Below are 21919 nucleotides of genomic sequence, written 5' to 3' on the forward strand. Positions count from 1 at the left end.
CAGGACCGAGTGACCCAGACCCGAGCTCGTACCGTTTTCCTGCTCGCGCACACCGGACGGCCCGCGGCCATCCGCAGTGCCGAACTCGTCGTCCAGGGGCTGCTGCGCAGCGGCATCGGCGTACGGGTCCTGGAGGCGGAGGCGGCCGATCTGCCGCTGCCGCCCGAGGTCGGCACGGTGAAGGAGGCCACCCCGCAGTGCCTCGACGGCTGTGAACTGCTCGTCGTGCTCGGCGGCGACGGAACGCTGCTGCGCGGCGCCGAGTTCGCCCGCGCCTCCGGGGTGCCGATGCTCGGCGTGAACCTGGGCCGCGTCGGCTTCCTCGCCGAGGCCGAGCGCGACGACCTGGACAAGGTCGTCGACCGGGTGGTCACCAAGGCCTACGAGGTCGAGGAGCGGATGACCATCGACGTCGTCGTGCACAGCAACGGCGACGTCGTGCACCGTGACTGGGCGCTCAACGAAGCCGCCGTGCAGAAGATGTCGGCCGAGCGGATGCTGGAGGTCGTCCTGGAGATCGACGGCCGTCCGGTCACCGGCTTCGGCTGCGACGGCATCGTCTGCGCCACTCCGACCGGCTCCACCGCGTACGCCTTCTCCGCGGGCGGGCCCGTGGTGTGGCCGGAGGTGGAGGCGCTCCTGATGGTGCCGATCAGCGCCCACGCCCTGTTCGCCAAGCCCCTGGTGACCTCGCCGGACTCGGTGCTCGCCGTCGAGGTCCAGCAGCACACGCCGCACGGGGTGCTGTGGTGCGACGGGCGGCGGACCGTGGAGCTGCCGCCGGGGGCGCGGGTGGAGGTGCGCAGGGGCGGGGTGCCGGTGCGGCTCGCGCGGCTGCACCACGCTTCGTTCACCGACCGGCTCGTGGCCAAGTTCGCCCTGCCGGTCTCGGGGTGGCGCGGGGCGCCGCACTAGCGCTCCGCTGGATGGGCGGTCCGATGGGTGGTTCGTGTGGGCTGCGGGGGCGGGACACTGCGGGCAGCTCGTGGCTGGTGGCGCAGTTCCCCGCGCCCCTGATGGGGCGCAGCCCCCTCGGCGGCTGCTCGCGCGCCTCTACGTGGAGCAGACCACGGAGATGGCCCGCTTCCGCATGACCGCGAGTACCGGAAGCCCCGTCGCCAGCAGCGTGAGCAGCAACGTGCCCGCCGCGATCCCCGCGGGTACGCCCCACGGCAGGTGGGGGAGCGACGAGCCGAAGGCCGTGCTGAGGATCGGGGCCAGTGTGCCGAGCGCGATCGCGGTGCCGAGCAGCAGCGCGGTCCCCGCCACGACCACGGCCTCCCAGGCCGCCATCACCCGCACCTGGGCGCACTGGCTGCCCACCACCCGCAGCAGGGCGACGTCGCGGCGGCGCTCGAAGGAGATCATGGCGAGGGTGTTCGCCGCGGCGATGGCGGCGAAGCCCGCGTACAGCCCCGTCCCCACGTAGTCGAGCCAGACCTCGCCCGTGCTGCCCGCCGAACCCGTGTGGTGCTGCGCCGTGGTGTGCATGCCGATCTTGGTCAGGCCGAAGCCCACGACCAGGACGAGCGGCACGACCGCGGCGGAGAAGCGGCGGGGCTGCGAGCGGACGTTGAGCATGGCCAGGCGCGCGCTGCTGCCCAGCCGGCCCACCAGCGCGGAGACCAGCCAGGCCGCGGGCCCGATGATCCGCGGGCCGAGCAGCCCCGCGCCGACGCAGAAGAGGATCAGGACGAGGAACGCACCCTCGCTCGCCTCGGCCGCAGGCTGCTTCGACAGCAGCACCGCGACCGCGACCGCCCCCGCGACGGCGATCAGACCGAGCGGCGCCCGGAGCATGCCAAGGCCCCGCCGTCCGGTCGCCGCCTCGCTCAGGGCGCGGGCCGGGCGCAGCAGCGAGAACCGCAGCGAGGAGAGGACCGCGGCGAGCGTCGTCGTCACCACGGCCACGCCCAGGCACACCGGCAGGGCGAGCCAGGCGAACCGGAAGTCCGCCTCGGCGGGCAGCAGTCCGTGCGCGACCATGCCCGCGTGCCACCACCGCGCCGCGAAGCCGCCGACGACGAAGCCCGCCAGGGCCGCCGGGATCGACGCGACGAGGGCCTGGACGGCCACCGCGCGGCGGATCTGGCGGGGCTTGGCGCCGATGGAACGGACCAGGGCCAGCTCGCGGTGCTGCTGCGTGACGGCCGTGCCCATCGTCGACGCGACCACGAATATCGACATGTAGATGGAACCGATCAACAGGACGACGGCCATGTCGCCCACGCCGTTCTCGCTGATCTGCCTGCGGGCCCGCGCGGAGAGCCCGTCGGTGCCCGTCGCGGCGAGCATCATCGTCGAGGCGCTCACCACCGTCGCCGCGAAGAGCGCGGCCACGGCCGTGCCTACGAACGCCGGGCGATGCGCCCGCAGTGCCGCCTGTGCCAGTCCCGTTCCCATACCGATCAGACTGAGGTGCCGGGGCACCCGCGCACCAGGAGGCCGGCAGGAAGATCATGGTGGGGAAATCCCCACCCCCCTGCGGGTGACAGAGTCCGTTCGGTCCGCCTTTGCCACCTGCGTCTTCGCGGACGAAGGGCGGCGGGAGGCCAGGGCCCGTCGCACACCTGGCCCATGACCTCGTAAGGTCGTGTCCGTGTTGGAGGAGATGCGGATACGGTCGCTCGGAGTCATCGACGACGCAGTGGTCGAGCTGTCGCCGGGGTTCACCGCCGTGACCGGCGAGACCGGTGCGGGCAAGACGATGGTGGTCACCAGCCTTGGCCTGCTGCTCGGCGGACGCGCGGATCCCGCTTTGGTGCGGATCGGCGCCAAGGCGGCGGTGGTGGAGGGGCGGATCACTGTGCCCGCGGGCGCCTCGGCCGCCGTGCGCGCCGAGGAGGCGGGGGCCGAACTCGACGACGGGGCGTTGCTGATCAGTCGTACGGTCTCGGCGGAGGGGAGATCCCGGGCGCACCTGGGCGGTCGGTCGGTGCCGGTGGGTCTGCTGGCCGAACTCGCCGACGACCTCGTCGCGGTGCACGGCCAGACGGACCAGCAGGGGCTGCTCAAGCCGGCCAGGCAGCGGGGCGCGCTCGACCGTTACGCGGGCGACGCGGTCACCGTGCCGCTGGCCAAGTACACGGCGGCGTACCGCAGGCTGCGGGCCGTGACGACCGAGGTCGACGAGATCACCACGCGGGCGCGTGAGCGGGCCCAGGAGGCCGATCTGCTGCGCTTCGGCCTCGAGGAGATCGCCGGAGTGGAGCCGCTCGCGGGCGAGGACACCGAACTGGCAGCCGAGGCCGAGCGCCTCGGCCACGCGGAGGCGCTCGCCTCCGCCGCCACGTCCGCGCACGCCGCCCTCGCGGGTAACCCCGAGGACCCGGAGGGGGTCGACGCCACGACGCTGGTCGCGGGCGCCCACCGGGCTCTTGAAGCGGTGCGTTCGCACGACCCCGCCCTGGCCACGCTGGCCGAGCGGATCGGCGAGATCGGGATCCTGCTGGGCGATGTGGCGGGGGAGCTCGCCGGGTACGCCGATGACCTGGACGCCGATCCGCTGCGCCTGGCGGCGGTGGAGGAGCGGCGGGCCGCGCTCACCCAGCTGACCCGGAAGTACGGCTCCGACATCGACACCGTGCTCGCCTGGGCCGAGGAGGGGGCCGCGCGGCTCACCGAACTCGAGGGCGACGACGACCGTCTGGAGGAGCTGACCGCGGAGCGGGACGCGCTCCGGAGCGAACTGGCCGGACTCGCGCAGGCGTTGACCGACGCGCGGCAGGAGGCGGCGTCGCGGTTCGCGGCGGCCGTCACCGAGGAGCTGGCCTCGCTTGCGATGCCGCACGCGCGCGTGACGATCGACATCACCGCCACGGAGGTGCCGGAGGGCGCGGACGGCGTGCCGGTCGACGGACGCCTCGTCGCGTACGGCCCGGCGGGTGTCGACGAGGTGGAACTCCTCCTCGCACCGCATCCGGGGGCCCCGCCGCGGCCGATCGCCAAGGGCGCGTCCGGCGGTGAGCTGTCGCGCGTGATGCTCGCCGTCGAGGTCGTCTTCGCGGGCACGGACCCCGTCCCGACGTACCTCTTCGACGAGGTCGACGCGGGCGTCGGCGGCAAGGCGGCGGTCGAGATCGGCCGCAGGCTCGCAAGGCTGGCCAAGTCCGCGCAGGTCGTGGTCGTGACGCACCTTCCGCAGGTGGCGGCGTTCGCCGACCGGCAGCTGCTGGTCGAGAAGACCAACGACGGGTCCGTCACCCGCTCCGGGGTCCTGGTGCTCGAAGGGGAGGACCGGGTGCGGGAGTTGTCGCGGATGCTGGCGGGCCAGGAGGACTCGGAGACCGCGCGGGCCCATGCGGAGGAGTTGCTGGCGACGGCTCGGGGGGACGGGTAGGGGCCGGTCGTGCTCCCGGTCCTGGGCTGGGCCGCATGATCGACCGCAGGCCTCCCCGCCGCCTCACCGCCCTGCTCGCCGCGGCCGCCGCCACCCGCGCGGCCACCACCGGGTTGCGTTCACGCGCTCCCGGCGGGCCGGGCCGCTGGCAGCGGAGGAACTACGCGGGGCGGACGGTGGAGTTGTACACCGGTCCCGCCGCCGCCCTCGGTGCGGTGACCGGAGCCGTGGCGCTGCCCGCCCGGCCCCGCGCCGCCGCCGCGCTCGCCGTGCTCGCGGCGGGGGCGTGCGGGGCGTACGACGATGTGGCGGGGGAGGGCGACCCGCGCCGGGGCTTCCGAGCGCACCTCGGCGCGCTGCGGGACGGCGAAGTGACCAGCGGGGCGGTGAAGTTGTTCGGCATCTCCGCTGCGGGTCTCGCCGCCGGCGCGCTGCTCAAGGAGCGGCCGGTGGACAAGCTCCTTGCGGGTGTCGTGATCGCGGGCACCGCCCACTTCGTCAACCTCGTGGACGTACGCCCGGGAAGGGCCGCCGGAGCGGTGGTGGCGCTGGGGGCGCCGGGACTGCTGCGCAAGGGCGCCGCGGGTGTCCTCTCCGCAGCCTCCGTGGGTGCGGCGGCGGCCGTGCTCCCGGAGGACATCGGGGAGCGCGCCATGATCGGCGACGCGGGAGCGCACGCCCTGGGCGCGGCGCTCGGCACCGCCATCGCCACGGGCAACGGCCGCGCGGGCCTCGCCGTCCACGCGGCGGGCCTGCTGGCGGCGGCAGCCTACGGCGAGCGAATCAGCGGGGCCGCGCGAAGCCTGGGCCGACCGGCCAAGGCTCCCCGCCGCCTCGCTGCGTAGCGGTCTCCCGGCGACGGCGAGGTACCTCGCGGCCTCTCGGCGACATACCCCGCAGCGGCCCCCCGGTGCCCCACCTCGCAGCCACATCTCGACGTCGGCCACGCCGAGGCTCGGAAAGGCTTCCCAGCGGCATAGACACGCTGCAAAGATGCGGGGACCGCAGGTCGTCCGCGGTGTTGAAACCCCGTTGTCCTCACCCTTGTGGGTGATCCGGGTCAGGGAGTTGCCCGCCCCGACACGGAAGAGACCTTTCGGCGGTGCCGGAACGTCCGTACGGACTGGCATCCTTGGCGCAGCCCCCCGACGCCGACCCAGGAGCCCCGGCTACGTGAGCCACGTGAGCAGCCACTCACCGCACGGTCAGACCTCCCTGCACACCGTGCAAGTCCTGGGCGGTGGCAGCGCGGGCAGTAGTGCCCACGTCAGGTCGCTCGCCGCGGGCCTCGCGGCGCGCGGCGTGCGGGTCACGGTGTGCGCCCCCTCCGAGGCGGCCGGCGCCTACGACCTGACGGGCACCGGCGCCCGGCACGTGCACGTGCCCCGCAGCAGCGACCCCGCGTCCGTCGCCTCCCTCCGCCTGGCCTGCGCCGACGCCGACCTCGTGCACGCGCACGGACTGCACGCCGCGCTCCGCGCCGCCCTCGCGCTCACCGGCCGCCGCACCCCCCTCGTCGTCACCTGGCACACCCGCGCGCACGCGGAAGGCGCGCGCGGCCACCTCCTGCAGCTCCTGGAGCGGCGCGTCGCCAAGGCCGCCGCCGTGGTCCTCGGTACCTCGTCCGACCTCGTCGACCGCGCCCGCAGCAGGGGCGCGCGGGACGCCCGCCTCGCCCCCGTCACACTCCCCGCGCCCCGCACGGCGGCCAGTGCGTCCGAAGGGGCCGACGAGGCCGACGGGCTGCGGCACAAGGCCCTGGCCGAACTCGGAGCCGTCGGACGGCCGTTGATCGTCACGGTCGGCACGCTCGAACGGCAGCGTGGCTACGACGTCCTTCTCGAAGCGGCGCGCGCTTGGCGGCACCTCGACCCCCTGCCGCTCCTCGTCATCGCCGGTGAAGGGCCCGAGCGTGGCGCCCTGCAGCGTCGTATCGAGAGCGAAGGCCTGCCGGTTCAGCTCATCGGGCGGCGCGACGACGTGCCCGAGATGCTCGCGGCGGCCGATCTCGTGGTGCTGCCCAGCAGTTGGGAGTCGCGCTCCGTGCTCGCCCAGGAGGCCCTGCACGCGCGCGTGCCGCTCGTCGCGACCGCGGTCGGCGGCATCCCCGAACTGGTCGGCGACGCGGCGGCGCTCGTCCCGTACGGCGACGCCGAGGCCCTGGCCACCGCCGTCGCACGCCTCCTCGCCGACCCCGCCCTCAGGGAGCGGCTCAAGGACAAGGGCACGGCCCAGGCGGCGACCTGGCCGACCGAGGACGAGACGGTCACCCAAGTCCTGAGCGTCTACGACGAGTTGACGCAGCCGTTCGCCATGTAGCGCCGAGGTGCGCGGCCCTACGCCACGTGCCTTCGCGCGCGCAGCGCCAGGCTCAGCGCGAGGACCGTCTGCGGGTCGTCCAGGTCCGTGCCGAGGAGTTCACTGATCCTGGCGAGGCGGTTGTAGAGCGTCTGCCGGTTCAGGTGCAGCTCGCGCGCCGTCTCCGCCTTGCGTCCCGCATGGGCCAGGTACGTCTGCAGGGTGGGCAGCAGCGGTGGCTTCGAGCGCAGGTCGTGGGTCCGCAGCGGGCCGATCGCGCGGTCCACGAACGCCGCGAGCGCCGAGTCGTCGTAGTGGTGCAGGCGCCACAGCAGCAGGTCGATGTCCAGGCGCCGCGCGTCGTGCCAGGGGCGGTCCGGCAGGCCCTGCGCGGCCGTCGCCGTCTCCGCCGCGTGTCTGAGGCCCGCCGATGCCGCGGCCCAGCCGCCCGCGACCCCGACCACCACGACCGGCGGCAGCGCCCCGGCCCGCTGCATCCCCGCCCGCTCCACGCCCGCCCGCAGCGCGGCGGCGACCCGGTCGGCCACCGCGGTGCGTTCGGATTCCGTACGGAGCCCGAGCAGCAGGGGGACGCGCCCCTCCACCGGGCGCACGCCGAGCAGCACCGGCACGCCCACCGCCGCCAGCTCCTCCGCCACCGCCCGCGCGAGCACGGCCCAGCCACCCCCGGGCGGCAGTCCGTCCGCAAGGCGCATCACGACCGGAAGCAGCGGACTCTCGCCGGGCTTGAAGCCGAGCACCCGCGCCTGGGCGGGCGCGTCGTCGGCCTTGATCCGCCCCTCCGCCAGGTCGGTCAGGAAGTCGCCCCGGCCGCGCGCGGCGAGCTCCTCCTCCTGCCGGGCCTGCATCAGGACCACCGCGAGCGACCCCGCGGCCCGCTCCGCCGCGATCCGGTGCACCGGAAGCAGCACGGACTCCACGGCGAGCAGTACGAGCCGGGCGCGCACCGAGCCCGACCCTGGCCCGCCGCCCGGCACGTCCACGAGCAGCGCGCCCGCGGGCGGCCCGTCCCGGTCGACGGTCCGGCCCCGCAGTCCCTCCCACACCTGGAGGGGATCGGCGCACTCGGTGCCCGCCCCGGCGGCGTACAGGAGCTGTCCGTCCGGCGTCTCCAGGAAGACCGGGTTGCCGCTGAAGTCCGCGAGCACATTGAGGACCTGGGGCACGCCGCCCCCGCCGAGCAGCGCCTCCGTGCAGCGCCTGTGGACCTCCTCGGCCCGCTGGAGCAGGGCGTAGTGGCCGTTGACGATCTCGGTGTGGACCTCCTCCGTGACCGTCACGAAGGGCACCTCGCGGTGCAGCTGCACCAGCGGAAGGCCCGCCGCGCGCGCCGTCTCCACGATCGCCGCGGGCAGCCGCGTGAAGCGCGGGCCCAGCTCGACGACGAGCGCCGCGATGCCGCGCTCGGCGAGCTTGCGCACGAAGACGCGCTGCTCGGCGGGGCGTGCGCCCAGTCCGAGGCCCGTGGTCAGGAGCAGTTCGCCGCCCTTGAGGAGCGAGGCGATGTTCGGCACCTCGCCCGCGTGCACCCACCGCACCGTGCGCTGCAGCCGCTCCGCGCCCGCGACGACTTCGGGGAGCCCGCCGCGCAGACCCGGAAGTTCCAGGGCACGTTGCACGGTGATGCCGCCCTGAGTGCCCTGCGTGCCCTGACTTTCCATGGGGCGGACGGTACCTGCGCATACGTTCCGGGAACATCTCCGGCCGGTCACGGGAATGATCTGGTCCGCTCAAACCCCGACAACTCGTCGCGCCGGGGCGTCAATTGCGCTACCCCTTGTCGGTTGTGGCGTACGTCACTCCACGGCAGGGTGCCCGCCATGCCAGAGAAGATGCCAGAGCAGTCCACTTCCCCCGAGGTCCACCGCCTGAAGGCGAACTCCGTCGGCCTCGTCGGCGTCGTCTTCATGGCGGTCGCCACCGCGGCGCCCATCACGGCCATGACCGGCAACCTCCCCATCGCCGTCGGCGCGGGCAACGGCACCGGAGCGCCGGCCGGCTATCTCTTCGCCACGCTCGTGCTGACCGTGTTCTCGGTCGGCTACGTCGCCATGGCCAAGCGGATCACCGCCGCCGGCGCCTTCTACGGCTACATCTCGCACGGCCTGGGCCGCATAGCGGGCATGGCGTCCGGGATGCTCGCCGTCCTCGCCTACGTCGTCTTCGAGGCGTCGATCGTCGGCGTCTTCGCCTACTTCGCGAAGACCACCGTCCACGATCAGCTCGGCGCCGACCTGCCGTGGATCCTCTACGCGGCCGCGATGCTCGCCGTCACCGTCGTCCTGTCGTACTTCGACATCAACCTCACCGCGAAGGCGCTCGGCGTGATGCTGATCGCCGAGATCGCGGTCCTCTTCGCCGTCGCCACCGCCGTACTGGTCCACGGCGGCGGCCCCGACGGCATCCCCGTCGAACCGGTCGACCCGAAGAACGCCTTCACCGGCACATCGGCCGGCCTCGGCCTCTTCTTCGCCTTCTGGTCCTGGGTCGGCTTCGAGTCCACCGCCATGTACGGCGAGGAGTCCCGCAACCCCAAGAAGGTCATCCCGCGCGCGACCCTCGTCTCGGTCGTCGGCGTCGGCCTGTTCTACATCTACGTCTCCTGGATGACCATCGCCGGCAACGGCCTGGCCGGTTCGGTGAAGGTCTCGCAGTCCACGAGCCCGCTCGACCTGTTCTTCGACCCGGCCCACGCCTTCATCGGCGCCTGGGCGGTCGACACCTTCCAATGGCTCCTGATCACCGGCTCGTTCGCCTGCGGCATGGCCTTCCACCAGTGCGCCTCGCGCTATCTGTACGCGATCGGGCGCGAGGGATTCCTGCACCGGGGCCTGGGCCGTACGCACCCCAGGCACGGCTCCCCGTACATCGCCTCCTACGTCCAGTCCGCGATCGCCGTCGGTCTGGTCGGCGCGTTCTGGCTCACCGGCCAGGACCCGTACATCCACCTGTACACGCTGCTCGCGATCCTCGGCACGATGGCGATCCTCATCGTGCAGACCCTCTGCTCGTTCGCCGTGATCGGCTACTTCCAAAGGAACCACCCCGAGGACCGGCACTGGTTCACGACCCTGGTCGCCCCGCTGCTCGGCGGCATCGGCATGATCGCCGTCGTCGTCCTGCTGGTGATCAACATGGACACCGCGGCGGGCACGGCGGCGGACTCGCTGTTCTTCAAGGCCATCCCGTGGATCGTCGGCCTCGTCTTCTTCGGAGGGCTCGGCCTCGGCCTGTACCTGAAGGCCAGGCACCCCGCCCGCTACGAGATCATCGGCCGGATCGTCCTGGAGGACGCGGCCGAACGCACGGACGGCGACGGGAAACCCGTCGCCGTCCGGACCTGAAGGGCCTCGCTAACCGCCGTACGCCCCGCTGGCCGTCAGCCGCAGTGCCGTGTCGATCAGCGGCACGTGGCTGAACGCCTGCGGGAAGTTGCCGACCTGGCGCTGCAGCCGGGGGTCCCACTCCTCGGCGAGCAGCCCCAGGTCGTTGCGGAGCGCGAGCAGCTTCTCGAAGAGCCTGCGGGCCTCGTCCACCCGGCCGATCATCGCCAGGTCGTCCGCCATCCAGAACGAACAGGCGAGGAAGGCGCCTTCGTCGCCCTCCAGGCCGTCCACACCCGCGTCGTCGCCCGTGGTCGGGTAGCGCAGGATGAAGCCGTCCGACGTCGAGAGCTCCCGCTGGATCGCCTCGATCGTGCCGATCACGCGCTTGTCGTCGGGCGGCAGGAAGCCCATCTGGGGGATGAGCAGCAGCGAGGCGTCCAGCTCCTTGGAGCCGTACGACTGCGTGAACGTGTTCCGCTCCTTGTCGTAGCCCTTCTCGCAGACGTCCCGGTGGATGTCGTCGCGCAGCTCGCGCCACTTCTCCAGGGGGCCGTCCGCGTCACCGGACTCGATGAGCTTGATCGTTCGGTCGACGGCGACCCAGACCATCACCTTGGAGTGCACGAAGTGGCGGCGCGGGCCGCGCACCTCCCAGATGCCCTCGTCCGGCTGGTCCCAGTTCGTCTCCAGGTAGCGGATCAGCTTGAGCTGGAGCAGCGAGGCGTAGTCGCTGCGGGCCAGGCCCGTCATGTGCGCCAGGTGCAGGGCCTCGGTGACCTCGCCGTACACGTCGAGCTGGAGCTGGTGGGCCGCGCCGTTGCCGGCCCGGACCGGGGTCGAGCCCTCGTACCCGGGAAGCCAGTCCAGTTCGGCCTCGCCGAGCTCGCGCTCGCCCGCGATGCCGTACATGATCTGGAGGTTCTCGGGGTCGCCCGCCACCGCCCGCAGGAGCCACTCGCGCCAGGCGCGGGCCTCCTCGCGGTATCCGGTGCGCAGGAGCGAGGAGAGCGTGATGGCGGCGTCGCGCAGCCAGGTGTAGCGGTAGTCCCAGTTGCGGGAGCCGCCGATGTCCTCCGGCAGCGACGTCGTGGGCGCCGCGACGATGCCGCCCGTCGGGGCGTACGTCAGGGCTTTGAGCGTGATCAGCGAGCGGACCACGGCCTCGCGGTAGGGGCCGTGGTACGTGCAGTGCTCGACCCACTCCCGCCAGAAGTCCTGCGTGGCCGTGAGGGCGTTCTCGGGCTCGGCGGGTGCGGGCGGCTCCTTGTGCGAGGGCTGCCACGAGATGGTGAACGCGATCCGGTCACCGGGCGCGACCGTGAAGTCCGAGTACGTCGTGAGGTCCTTGCCGAAGGTCTCGGCCGACGTGTCGAGCCACACCGAGTCGGGGCCCGCGACGGCCACCGTGCGGCCGTCGACCTTGTGCACCCAGGGCACCACGCGGCCGTAGCTGAAACGCATCCGCAGGGCGGAGCGCATCGGCACCCGGCCGCTGACACCCTCGACGATCCGCACCAGCTGCGGGGCGTCCGTGTCGCGCGGGGGCATGAAATCGGTCACGCGGACCGTGCCGCGCGGGGTGTCCCACTCCGATTCCAGGATCAGCGAGTCGCCGCGGTACGTGCGCCGCGCGGCGGTCGGCGGTGGTGCGTCGGGGCTGTGAGCGGGCCCGAGGCGCCAGAATCCGTGCTCCTCCGTGCCGAGCAATCCGGCGAAGATGGCGTGCGAGTCGAAGCGGGGCAGGCACAGCCAGTCGACTGTGCCGTCCCGGCAGACCAGGGCAGCGGTCTGCATGTCTCCGATGAGTGCGTAATCCTCGATGCGCCCGGCCACGTGCATCTCCAGTCAAACGGCCACGTCGCCCTCTCGGGGGCGCTCGCTCTACGGTCAAGGCTTCGCTGTAAAACGAACTGCACGAGCCTCTTGTTCCTGGGAACGGACGGGGGTGGTTGCCGTTAGTCGGACCGGCTCGGCAGCGAGTGTCCGAGCAGGATACGACGCACCTCCCTGATCTGCGCGCCGCTCCCGGCAACGGGCCTGCGCCGAACGGGTGAGCACCAGGTGAGGGAGGTGTGACGGCAGTGCCCCAGCGTGGCCGGAAGCAGCCTCCTCCCGTCGCTGATACCCTGGTAGCCCGTGAGCCGGTGGTCATTGAACCCCCGAACCGCAGCGACGGCAGCTCCTCCAGAAACCTGAGGACGACGCCGGTACGCACCCTCCAGACCGCGACCACGGGAGCCCCCTCTTGGCCATGCAGCCAAAGTCCACGACGACCAAGCACATCTTCGTCACCGGGGGTGTCGCCTCTTCCCTCGGCAAGGGTCTGACTGCCTCGAGCCTGGGTGCGCTCCTCAAGGCGCGCGGCCTGCGCGTCACCATGCAGAAGCTCGACCCGTACCTGAACGTCGACCCGGGCACGATGAACCCCTTCCAGCACGGTGAGGTGTTCGTCACGAACGACGGCGCCGAGACCGACCTGGACATCGGGCACTACGAGCGCTTCCTGGACGTCGACCTCGACGGCACGGCCAACGTCACCACCGGCCAGGTGTACTCGCAGGTCATCGCCAAGGAGCGGCGCGGCGAGTACCTCGGCGACACCGTCCAGGTCATCCCGCACATCACGAACGAGATCAAGCACCGCATCCGCCGCATGGCCACCGACGACGTCGACGTGGTCATCACGGAGGTCGGCGGCACGGTCGGCGACATCGAGTCCCTGCCCTTCCTGGAGACGGTCCGTCAGGTCCGCCACGAGGTCGGCCGCGACAACGTCTTCGTCGTGCACATCTCGCTCCTTCCCTACATCGGCCCGTCCGGTGAGCTGAAGACCAAGCCGACCCAGCACTCGGTCGCGGCCCTGCGCAACATCGGTATCCAGCCGGACGCCATCGTGCTGCGCGCCGACCGCGACGTACCGACCGCCATCAAGCGCAAGATCTCGCTGATGTGCGACGTCGACGAGGACGCGGTCGTCGCGTGTGTCGACGCCAAGTCGATCTACGACATCCCGAAGGTCCTGCACACCGAGGGCCTCGACGCCTACGTGGTGCGCAAGCTCGACCTGCCGTTCCGCGACGTCAACTGGACCCAGTGGGAGGACCTCCTGGACCGGGTGCACAACCCGAACCACGAGGTCACCATCGCGCTGGTCGGCAAGTACATCGACCTGCCCGACGCCTACCTCTCGGTGACCGAGGCGCTGCGCGCGGGCGGCTTCGCCAACCGCGCCCGCGTCAAGGTCAAGTGGGTCACCTCCGACGACTGCAAGACCCCGGCGGGCGCCGCCAAGCAGCTCGCCGACGTGGACGCGATCTGCATCCCGGGCGGCTTCGGCGACCGCGGCGTGACCGGCAAGGTCGGCGCCATCACCTTCGCCCGCGAGAACAAGATCCCGCTGCTCGGCCTCTGCCTTGGCCTGCAGTGCATCGTGATCGAGGCCGCCCGCAACCTCGCGGACATCCCCGACGCCAACTCCACGGAGTTCGACGCCGCGACCGCCCACCCGGTCATCTCGACCATGGCGGAGCAGCTGGACATCGTCGCGGGCGAGGGCGACATGGGCGGCACGATGCGCCTGGGCATGTACCCGGCGAAGCTCGCCGAGGGCTCCATCGCCCGCGAGGTGTACGACGGCAAGGAGTACGTCGAGGAGCGCCACCGTCACCGCTACGAGGTGAACAACTCCTACCGCGCCGAGCTCGAGAAGAAGGCCGGCATCCTCTTCTCCGGCACGTCCCCGGACGGCAAGCTCGTCGAGTACGTCGAGTACCCCCGTGAGGTCCACCCCTACCTGGTCGCCACCCAGGCGCACCCTGAGCTGCGCTCGCGCCCGACGCGTCCGCACCCGCTCTTCGCCGGCCTGGTGAAGGCCGCGGTGGAGCGTCAGACGGGTAAGTAACACAAGAGCGATACGGTTGCCGGGGTACGAGCCTTGTGAGGCTGGTGCCCCGGTTTCTGTTTGCACGTGTGGGAGGACAGGGCGACATGACGATCAAGGACACCGCCGAGGAGTGGCAGGTCACGGCCACGGAGACCCCCTTCGTGGGGAACAAGACCTCCGTGCGCACCGACGACGTGGTCATGCCCGACGGGACCGTCGTCCACCGTGACTACCAGGTGCACCCCGGCTCGGTCGCCGTGCTCGCCCTGGACGACGTGGGCCGCGTCCTGGTCCTGCGCCAGTACCGCCACCCCGTCCGCCACAAGCTCTGGGAGATCCCGGCCGGGCTGCTCGACATCCCCGGCGAGAACCCCCTGCACGCCGCCCAGCGCGAGCTCTACGAAGAGGCGCACGTCAAGGCCGAGAACTGGCGCGTCCTCGCCGACGTCTACACCACGCCCGGCGGCTGCGACGAGGCCGTGCGCATCTTCCTGGCCCGCGACCTCTCCGAGGCCGACGGCGAGCGCTTCGAGGTCTCCGAGGAGGAGGCCGACATGGAGCTGGCCCGCGTACCGCTCGAAGAGCTCGTACGCGGCGTGCTCGCCGGGGAGCTGCACAACAACTGCCTGGTCGTGGGCGCCCTTTCGCTGACCGCCGCGCTGAGCGGTGACGGCGTCGACGCGCTGCGCCCGGCCGACGCGCCCTGGCCCGCGCGCCCCTTCGAGGCCTGAGAGGCGTCCGCGGTGGCCCCCGGGGAAGCGCCCAGGGGGCCATTGGAGTCCTCCGGTGTGACGATCTACTGATCCGATCGGGGGACTTGCGCGCGCCGCGGGGCGGGGGAGGCGGCAGGGCCTGAACTAGGCTCTGGAAGCGTCCCGACCGGAGTCCCGGCGGGTTCGCGCGCAGTCGGACGGAGCATGGCCCGTGACGGATCAGGCAGTCGACACGGACGGATCGGCAGCGGGCGGCGCGGTGCCGCGGCCCGCGGTGGCCCAGACCTCCGCGGGCGGTCAATTCGTCGGCCGACGCCGGGAGTTGAAAGAGCTCCGCGCGGACATCGACCGCGCGGGCCTTGACACCATCTCGGGCCGCAAGGCGCCACGCGCCCGCGTGCTGCTCATCGCGGGCCGCCCCGGCTCGGGCCGCACCGCACTCGCCGAGGAACTCGCGCGGCAGATCGCCGACGACTACCCCGACGGAGTGCTCCGCGCCCACCTCACCGAACCCGACGGCACCCGCGTGCCCACCGAACGCACCGCACGGGAACTCCTGGACGCCCTCGGCGTCCCCGCGCCCCCGGGAGCCGACGAGGACGAGCTCGCCGAAGTCCTCCGGGATGCGCTCTCGGGCCGCAGGGCCCTGCTCCTCCTGGACGGTGCCGCGGACGCCGAGCAGGTCGACCCGCTGCTCCCGGACGCGCCCGAGTGCCTGGCCGTGGCCGTCTCGGAGGGCCCGCTCACCGGCATCCCGGACGTGCGGCCGTGCACGCTGGGCGGCCTGGACTCGGCGGCCGCGGTCGAACTGCTCTCCCGTGCGGCGGGCCCGGTGCGCATCACCGTCGACCCGCGCTCCGCGGAGAGCCTGGTCGAGGCCTGCGCCGCGCACCCCGCCGCCCTCGTGCTGGCGGGCGGCTGGCTCTCCGTGCGGCCCAAGGCGGCCGTCGCCGACCTGGCCAAGCAGGTGCACGACCGGCCCGAGGAGGGCTCCGCGCTCACACGCGTCTTCCGGCACACCTACGCCTCGCTGCCGTCGACGGCAGCGCGGATACTGCGCTTCCTCTCCCTCGCCCCCGCGGGCCACGTCGACCCGCACACCGCGTCCGCGCTCGCGGGCTGCTCGGTCTCCGCCGCCCGCACGACCCTGGACGACTTCGTGAAGCTCGGCCTGGTCAGGGCCGTCCCGTCGCCCCTGCCGCAGTACGAGCTGCCCAGCTGCCTGATGCCGCTGCTGCGCACGCTCACCGAGACCTTGGACCGGCCCGCCGAGGTGCAGCTCGCGCGGGCCAGGATGCTGGAGCGGACCGTGCGCCTGCTCCAGTCCTGCCGGGCGATCACGGAGCCGGACGGCTCGGCGGCCCGCAAGAAGCTCGCCGGGATGCCGCGCGCCCTGCGCTTCCCCAGCCCCGGCGCCGCCTCCGAGTGGCTGCGCATCCGACGGCCCGCGCTGCTCGCCGCCGCCCGCCTCGCGGTCGCCGACGGGGAGCTCGACACCCTCGCGCGACGCCTGATGGCGGCCCTGACGCGGGCCCTGGTCGCCCATCGGGGCACGGAGGAAGCGGCCCCCGACCTGTACGGCATCCACCGCCTCGTCCTCGATGTCGCCGAGCGCCGGCACCTGCCCCGCGAGCAGGCGGCAGCCCTGCTGAATCTGGCGGACCTGGACGCCAGGACGGGACGTACGCAGGAGGCACTGGTGCGCTACCGGCTGGCTCTGGACGCCGGACGGGAGGCAAATGATCCGTACGCGACCGGCCGGGCGATGGAATCCGTAGGCAGTGCCTACCAGGAGCTGGGGGACTGGTCGCGGGCCTCGGACTGGTTCGGGCGCGCCCTCGCCCATCGGCTCGCGCGCGACGAGCGCACCGACGCCGCCCGGCTCTACGGCCGGATCGCGGCGGTGCACACCTACGCGGGCCGCTACGGCGAGGCGCTGCGCAACTGGAGCTCGGCCGTCACCGGGCACCGCAAGACCGGCGATGTGGCGGGCCAGGCAAGGGCGTTGAGCGAGCTGGCGCGGGTGCAGGAGTACGCGGGGCGGCCCGAGGAGTCGCTGCGCACCTGCCAGGAGGCCGTCGAGTGGGCGCGGCAGGCCGACGACGTACGTCTGCAGGCGGCGCTCCAGCTCAGGCTCGCCGACACCCTGGACCGGCTCGGGGACCCGGCGGCCGCCCGGCTGCACCGCGGTGCGGCCGAGCGCATGCTGGGAACGGGGCTCGAGGAGGTCACAGGGCCTGCATCGAAGGATTCCAAGGATGGAGCAGGGGCTTCCGCCTACGAAATCCGTAGCGCTTCCGCAGAAGATTGATGCATTGAAAGGCTAGACAGCGAGAAGTCCTTCATTAGACTGGCTCCGCCGCGTACTTCCGTGGTGTCTCCGATGCGCCCTCTTGTGTATCGGTATGTAGTGCATTGCCCGAAAAACCCCTGAGCCAAGAGGACCGTGATCGACGTGAAGGTCGGCATCCCCCGCGAGGTCAAGAACAACGAGTTCCGGGTGGCCATCACCCCCGCCGGTGTGCACGAGCTGGTGCGCCACGGCCACCAGGTCGTCATCGAGCGGAACGCCGGTGTCGGCTCCTCGATCACGGACGCGGAGTACGTCTCCGCGGGCGCGGTCATCCTGGACACCGCCGACGAGGTCTGGGCCACCGCCGACCTCCTCCTGAAGGTCAAGGAGCCGGTCGCCGAGGAGTACCACCGCCTCCGCAAGGACCAGACCCTCTTCACCTACCTGCACCTGGCCGCCTCCAAGGAGTGCACGGACGCGCTCCTGGAGTCCGGCACCACCGCCATCGCCTACGAGACGGTCGAGACCGCCAACCGCGCGCTCCCGCTGCTCGCCCCGATGTCCGAGGTCGCGGGCCGCCTGGCCCCGCAGGTCGGCGCCTACCACCTGATGGCCGCCCAGGGCGGCCGCGGTGTCCTGCCCGGCGGTGTCCCGGGTGTCGCGGCCGGCAAGGCCGTCGTCATCGGCGGCGGCGTCTCCGGCTGGAACGCCGCGCAGATCGCCATCGGCATGGGCTTCCACGTGACCCTGCTCGACAAGGACATCAACAAGCTCAAGGAGGCGGACAAGATCTTCGGCACGAAGATCCAGACCGTCGTCTCCAACGCCTTCGAGCTCGAGAAGGCCTGCCTCGACGCCGACCTCGTCATCGGCGCCGTCCTCATCCCGGGCGCCAAGGCCCCCAAGCTCGTCACCAACGAGCTCGTGTCGCGGATGAAGCCGGGAAGTGTCCTTGTCGACATCGCGATCGACCAGGGCGGCTGCTTCGAGGACTCGCATCCGACGACGCACGCCGAGCCGACCTTCCCGGTCCACAACTCGGTGTTCTACTGCGTCGCCAACATGCCCGGCGCGGTGCCCAACACCTCGACGTACGCGCTGACCAACGCGACGATGCCGTACATCGTCGAGCTGGCGAACCGCGGCTGGGTCGAGGCCCTGCGCCGTGACCACGCGCTCGCCCTGGGCCTCAACACCCATGACGGCAAGGTGGTTTACAAGGAGGTCGCGGAGTCGCACGGCCTCGAGCACGTCGAGCTGGAGACGCTCCTCGGCTGAACCTGACCGCTTTCGTCAACGAAAGTCGTCAATCTCACGCCCACGGCCGGACCTTGAGAGGGGTCCGGCCGTATGCGTATGTCCGTGGACATGGTCAACTCGCCTTGAACGTAACCCTTTAACCGATTCGCGCACCCCGGAAATGTGCCAATGGCACCCCGCGCGCCCTTGACATGGGGGCGTTCGATTGCCGACACATCGGGCCGGGTCCGGCGGATTGTGTTGCTGCGGACCGGTGACACGCCATAGAGTCGCCAACCGTCGGCATGGTGCCACGCTGACCTATCGAGAAATTTCCTGGTCACCAAGGAGGTAAGACGACTTGTGAATGAGTCGACATTTGCTCCCGGGGGTGGTCAACCAGGAACCTCTGAGCGGGGCCAAGGACCCGTGGGGCTCGAGGCTGTCGGCTCCGTCGCTGTCCGCACCTTCGCAGCCCGCCAGAACCCCCAGCAGGCACAGCCGACTGGGGCGACCCAGTCGACATCGTCTGCACCCCAGAGCATGGATGGCCATCACGTGAACGCCATGGCCGGCGACCGGAGTGGCGAGAACACCACCCACACCCAACTCGCCGACTACGAGGAACTGCCCCAGGGGCACTTCTACGACCCTGACGCCGAGTACGAGCCCGATCCCGAGTACGCGGCCACGCTGGCCCCGGACGCGGCCCGTCAGCGCCGTGAGCGCATCGGTCCCACCGGCCGCCCGCTGCCGTACTTCCCGATTCCGGGTCCGTTGACCGATCACGGCCCCGCGAAGATCATCGCGATGTGCAACCAGAAGGGCGGCGTGGGCAAGACGACGTCGACCATCAACCTGGGTGCCGCGCTCGCGGAGTACGGACGCCGGGTCCTGCTGGTCGACTTCGACCCGCAGGGCGCGCTCTCCGTGGGCCTCGGGGTGAACCCGATGGAGCTGGACCTGACGGTCTACAACCTGCTCATGGAGCGGGGCATGTCGGCCGACGAGGTGCTGCTGAAGACGGCGGTCCCGAACATGGACCTGCTGCCCAGCAACATCGACCTGTCGGCCGCCGAAGTGCAGCTGGTGAGCGAGGTCGCGCGCGAGTCCACGCTGCAGCGGGCGTTGAAGCCGCTGATGCAGGACTACGACTACATCGTGATCGACTGTCAGCCCTCGCTCGGCCTGCTCACCGTGAACGCCCTGACGGCGGCTCACAAGGTGATCGTGCCGCTCGAGTGCGAGTTCTTCGCGCTGCGCGGTGTGGCCCTGCTGACGGAGACCATCGAGAAGGTCCAGGAGCGGCTCAACCCCGACCTGGAGCTCGACGGCATCCTGGCCACCATGTACGACTCCCGCACGGTGCACAGCCGTGAGGTGCTCGCACGGGTGGTCGAGGCCTTCGACGATCACGTGTACCACACGGTGATCGGACGCACGGTCCGCTTCCCGGAGACCACGGTCGCCGGTGAGCCGATCACGACGTACGCATCGAACTCGGTCGGCGCGGCCGCTTATCGCCAGCTCGCCAGGGAGGTGCTCGCCCGGTGTCACGCCGAGTGAGTCTGCCGGGGGCCGACGAACTGTTCCGTACGACCGGGGGGATGGCGCTGCAGTCGTCGTCCCCGCGACGCCAGGCGAACGGCGAGACGCGGGTGCCCGCACCCGCGGGCGAGAGCGACGAGACCGCTGCCGGTGACGGACACGGCGGCGGCGCGGGGGACGGCGGTGACGCCGCCGAACACGGCGCCGCCGACGCGGAGTCGGGCGAGTCCCGCAGCCGGTCGGCCGGTGGCGAGGGCGAGCGGGACGGACGCCGTCCCGCCCAGGGCCAGGAGGGCGCCGCCGCACAGGGCGGCGGCCGGTCCGCGAACTCCTCCTCCACGGCACAGGCGCGGCGCCGCGCACGGGCGGCCAACCGGCGGCCCAGCGGGCGCGAGCGGCACGACGAGAAGATCACCGTGTATGTGTCCGCCGAGGAGCTGATGGACCTCGAGCACGCGCGTCTCGTCCTGCGGGGCGAGCACGGCCTCGCGGTCGACCGCGGGCGGATCGTCCGTGAGGCGGTGGCCGTGGTTCTGGCGGATCTCGAGTCCCGCGGGGACGCGAGCATTCTCGTACGACGGTTGCGCGGGCGGTAGCGGTAGCGTTCCCGCTTGATGGCCACGACTGACGACTCCGCGCAGCCTGCCCCGCGCCGCGCCCTGGGGCGGGGCCCGGGGGTGGCTCCGGCGGAGCCCGAACCGGCGCCGGAGCCCGTCCAGGAGTCGGTCCAGGAGCCCTCGGAACCGGCGCCGGAGCCGGCCCCGGTGGCCGCGCCGGACGACGGGCGGTTCAAGGTCCGCCTCGCCAACTTCGAGGGCCCCTTCGATCTGCTGCTCCAGCTCATCTCGAAGCACAAGATGGACGTCACCGAAGTAGCGCTGTCCACCGTGACCGATGAGTTCATGGCGCACATCCGGGCCATGGGGCCCGACTGGGACCTGGATCAGACCACCGAGTTCCTCGTGGTCGCCGCCACCCTGCTCGACCTCAAGGCGGCCCGGCTGCTGCCTTCCGCCGAGGTCGAGGACGAGGCGGATCTCGCGCTGCTCGAAGCGCGGGACCTGCTCTTCGCGCGGCTGCTGCAGTACCGCGCGTACAAACAGATCGCCGACATCTTCAGCGGGCGCCTGGAGTCCGAGGCGCGCCGCTATCCGCGCACCGTGGGGCTCGAGGCCCACCACGCCGAGCTGCTGCCCGAGGTCGTCATCAGCATCGGCGCCGCTGGGTTCGCCGCGCTCGCGGTGAAGGCGATGCAGCCCCGTGCGAAGCCCCAGGTGTACGTCGACCACATCCATGCCCCGCTGGTGTCCGTGCAGGAGCAGGCCGGGCTCGTCGTGGCCCGGCTCCGGGAGCGGGGCGAGGTCAGCTTCCAGGTGCTCGTCGAGGACGCGGGGGACACCCTCACCGTCGTCGCCCGGTTCCTGGCGCTCCTGGAGCTGTACCGCGAGAAGGCCGTGGAGCTGGACCAGGAAGAGGCCCTGGGCGAGCTGATGGTGCGGTGGACCGGTGGGGAAGGCGACGGGGAGCCGACGGTGACCGACGAATTCGACCGGCCGCCCGAGACGACGAGTGAGGGAACGGTCACATGAGCCACGTGAGCGACGCGGGTCCCGCGGGGGACCTGGCGGGCGCCGTAGCCGACCTGGAGCTGCGGCCCGCCCTGGAGGCCGTGCTCATGGTCGTCGACGAACCGGCCACCGAGGAGCACCTCGCCAAGATCCTGGACCGCCCCCGGCGGCAGGTCGCCGACGCGCTGCGGGAGCTGGCCGACGAGTACACCGTGCAGCGCAGGGGCTTCGAGCTGCGGCTCGTGGCGGGCGGCTGGCGGTTCTACACGCGGCCCGAGTACTCCGCGGCCGTCGAGCGCTTCGTCCTCGACGGGCAGCAGGCGCGGCTCACCCAGGCGGCCCTGGAGACCCTCGCGGTCGTCGCGTACCGCCAGCCGGTCAGCCGGTCGAGGGTCTCCGCGGTGCGCGGAGTGAACTGTGACGGCGTGATGCGGACGCTTCTCCAGAGGGGTCTGGTGGGGGAGGCGGGCGCGGAACCCGAAACAGGTGCGATCCTGTATAGGACGACGAACTACTTTCTGGAGCGGATGGGCCTGCGTGGCCTGGACGAGCTCCCGGAGCTCGCGCCCTTCCTCCCCGAGGCGGAGGCGATCGAGGCCGAGACGCTGGAAGGCGCTTTGTCGTTCGACCCGGACGCACCCGATGCGCCGGGGTACGAGTACACCCAGGACACAGCCGACTAACGGAAATT

At 72.0% G+C, this 21919-nt stretch carries 16 protein-coding genes; 13 read left to right on the forward strand and 3 right to left on the reverse strand.

From position 1 onward, the window contains the following. Window positions 1-9: 9 nt before the first annotated feature. On the forward strand, window positions 10-915 hold the full coding sequence (locus ACZ6ZP_RS28785) for an NAD kinase (RefSeq protein ID WP_351171187.1): 906 nt from the start codon (window positions 10-12) through the stop codon (window positions 913-915). Window positions 916-1053: 138 nt separating this feature from the next. On the opposite strand, the gene ACZ6ZP_RS28790 is transcribed toward ACZ6ZP_RS28785, so the two are convergent. Then, a complete protein-coding gene (locus tag ACZ6ZP_RS28790) occupies window positions 1054-2403 on the reverse strand; it encodes an FtsX-like permease family protein (RefSeq protein ID WP_361469865.1) in 1350 nt (449 codons plus the stop codon). Between the two features lie 208 nt (window positions 2404-2611). On the opposite strand from ACZ6ZP_RS28790, the gene recN reads away from it, so the two are divergent. The 3 genes from recN (at window position 2612) to ACZ6ZP_RS28805 (ending at window position 6658) form a co-directional block, all read left to right on the forward strand. Then, complete coding sequence (recN, locus tag ACZ6ZP_RS28795) at window positions 2612-4339, forward strand: DNA repair protein RecN (RefSeq protein WP_361469962.1); 1728 nt, start codon at window positions 2612-2614, stop codon at window positions 4337-4339. Window positions 4340-4374: 35 nt separating this feature from the next. Then, window positions 4375-5184, forward strand: a complete 810-nt coding sequence (locus ACZ6ZP_RS28800) for a hypothetical protein (protein ID WP_469408904.1) — start codon at window positions 4375-4377, stop codon at window positions 5182-5184. Window positions 5185-5512: 328 nt separating this feature from the next. Next, window positions 5513-6658 (forward strand): glycosyltransferase family 4 protein, encoded by a 1146-nt coding sequence (locus tag ACZ6ZP_RS28805; protein ID WP_468614769.1) that lies wholly within the window; start codon window positions 5513-5515, stop codon window positions 6656-6658. Between the two features lie 17 nt (window positions 6659-6675). On the opposite strand, the gene ACZ6ZP_RS28810 is transcribed toward ACZ6ZP_RS28805, so the two are convergent. After that, entirely contained in the window at window positions 6676-8319 is a 1644-nt protein-coding gene (locus ACZ6ZP_RS28810; protein WP_361469871.1) for a PucR family transcriptional regulator, read from the reverse strand. 159 nt (window positions 8320-8478) lie between these two features. Here ACZ6ZP_RS28810 and ACZ6ZP_RS28815 point away from each other — a divergent pair, with 159 nt between their 5' ends. Next, a complete protein-coding gene (locus ACZ6ZP_RS28815; RefSeq protein WP_361469873.1) occupies window positions 8479-10002 on the forward strand; it encodes an APC family permease in 1524 nt (507 codons plus the stop codon). Between the two features lie 9 nt (window positions 10003-10011). Here ACZ6ZP_RS28815 and ACZ6ZP_RS28820 read toward each other — a convergent pair whose 3' ends face one another. After that, window positions 10012-11823, reverse strand: coding sequence for a glycoside hydrolase family 15 protein (locus ACZ6ZP_RS28820; RefSeq protein WP_351171204.1), 1812 nt, complete (start codon window positions 11821-11823; stop codon window positions 10012-10014). Window positions 11824-12235: 412 nt separating this feature from the next. Between ACZ6ZP_RS28820 and ACZ6ZP_RS28825 the strand changes: the two genes are divergently transcribed. The 8 genes from ACZ6ZP_RS28825 to scpB all read left to right on the forward strand — a co-directional run bounded on the left by ACZ6ZP_RS28825 (window position 12236) and on the right by scpB (window position 21911). Further along, complete coding sequence (locus ACZ6ZP_RS28825) at window positions 12236-13885, forward strand: CTP synthase (protein WP_351171423.1); 1650 nt, start codon at window positions 12236-12238, stop codon at window positions 13883-13885. Between the two features lie 86 nt (window positions 13886-13971). Beyond that, the gene (locus ACZ6ZP_RS28830; RefSeq protein ID WP_351171207.1) at window positions 13972-14598 is read left to right on the forward strand and encodes an NUDIX hydrolase; all 627 of its coding nucleotides are present in this window, start codon (window positions 13972-13974) and stop codon (window positions 14596-14598) included. Window positions 14599-14791: 193 nt separating this feature from the next. Beyond that, window positions 14792-16891, forward strand: coding sequence for a tetratricopeptide repeat protein (locus ACZ6ZP_RS28835; RefSeq protein ID WP_383817961.1), 2100 nt, complete (start codon window positions 14792-14794; stop codon window positions 16889-16891). A 144-nt stretch (window positions 16892-17035) separates the two neighbouring features. Continuing rightward, the gene (gene ald, locus ACZ6ZP_RS28840; protein ID WP_351171429.1) at window positions 17036-18151 is read left to right on the forward strand and encodes an alanine dehydrogenase; all 1116 of its coding nucleotides are present in this window, start codon (window positions 17036-17038) and stop codon (window positions 18149-18151) included. Window positions 18152-18475: 324 nt separating this feature from the next. Further along, the gene (locus tag ACZ6ZP_RS28845) at window positions 18476-19678 is read left to right on the forward strand and encodes a ParA family protein (protein ID WP_351171210.1); all 1203 of its coding nucleotides are present in this window, start codon (window positions 18476-18478) and stop codon (window positions 19676-19678) included. Then, window positions 19663-20256: a hypothetical protein gene (locus tag ACZ6ZP_RS28850; protein ID WP_361469876.1), complete on the forward strand. Its 594-nt coding sequence runs from the start codon at window positions 19663-19665 to the stop codon at window positions 20254-20256. The genes ACZ6ZP_RS28845 and ACZ6ZP_RS28850 overlap by 16 nt, the downstream gene beginning before the upstream one ends. 18 nt (window positions 20257-20274) lie before the next feature. Beyond that, window positions 20275-21249 (forward strand): segregation and condensation protein A, encoded by a 975-nt coding sequence (locus ACZ6ZP_RS28855; protein ID WP_361469965.1) that lies wholly within the window; start codon window positions 20275-20277, stop codon window positions 21247-21249. Next, window positions 21246-21911: an SMC-Scp complex subunit ScpB gene (scpB, locus tag ACZ6ZP_RS28860; protein ID WP_351171216.1), complete on the forward strand. Its 666-nt coding sequence runs from the start codon at window positions 21246-21248 to the stop codon at window positions 21909-21911. Before ACZ6ZP_RS28855 ends, scpB begins: the two co-directional genes overlap by 4 nt. Window positions 21912-21919: the final 8 nt, after the last annotated feature.

This window comes from Streptomyces sp. NPDC054047 (assembly GCF_055585065.1).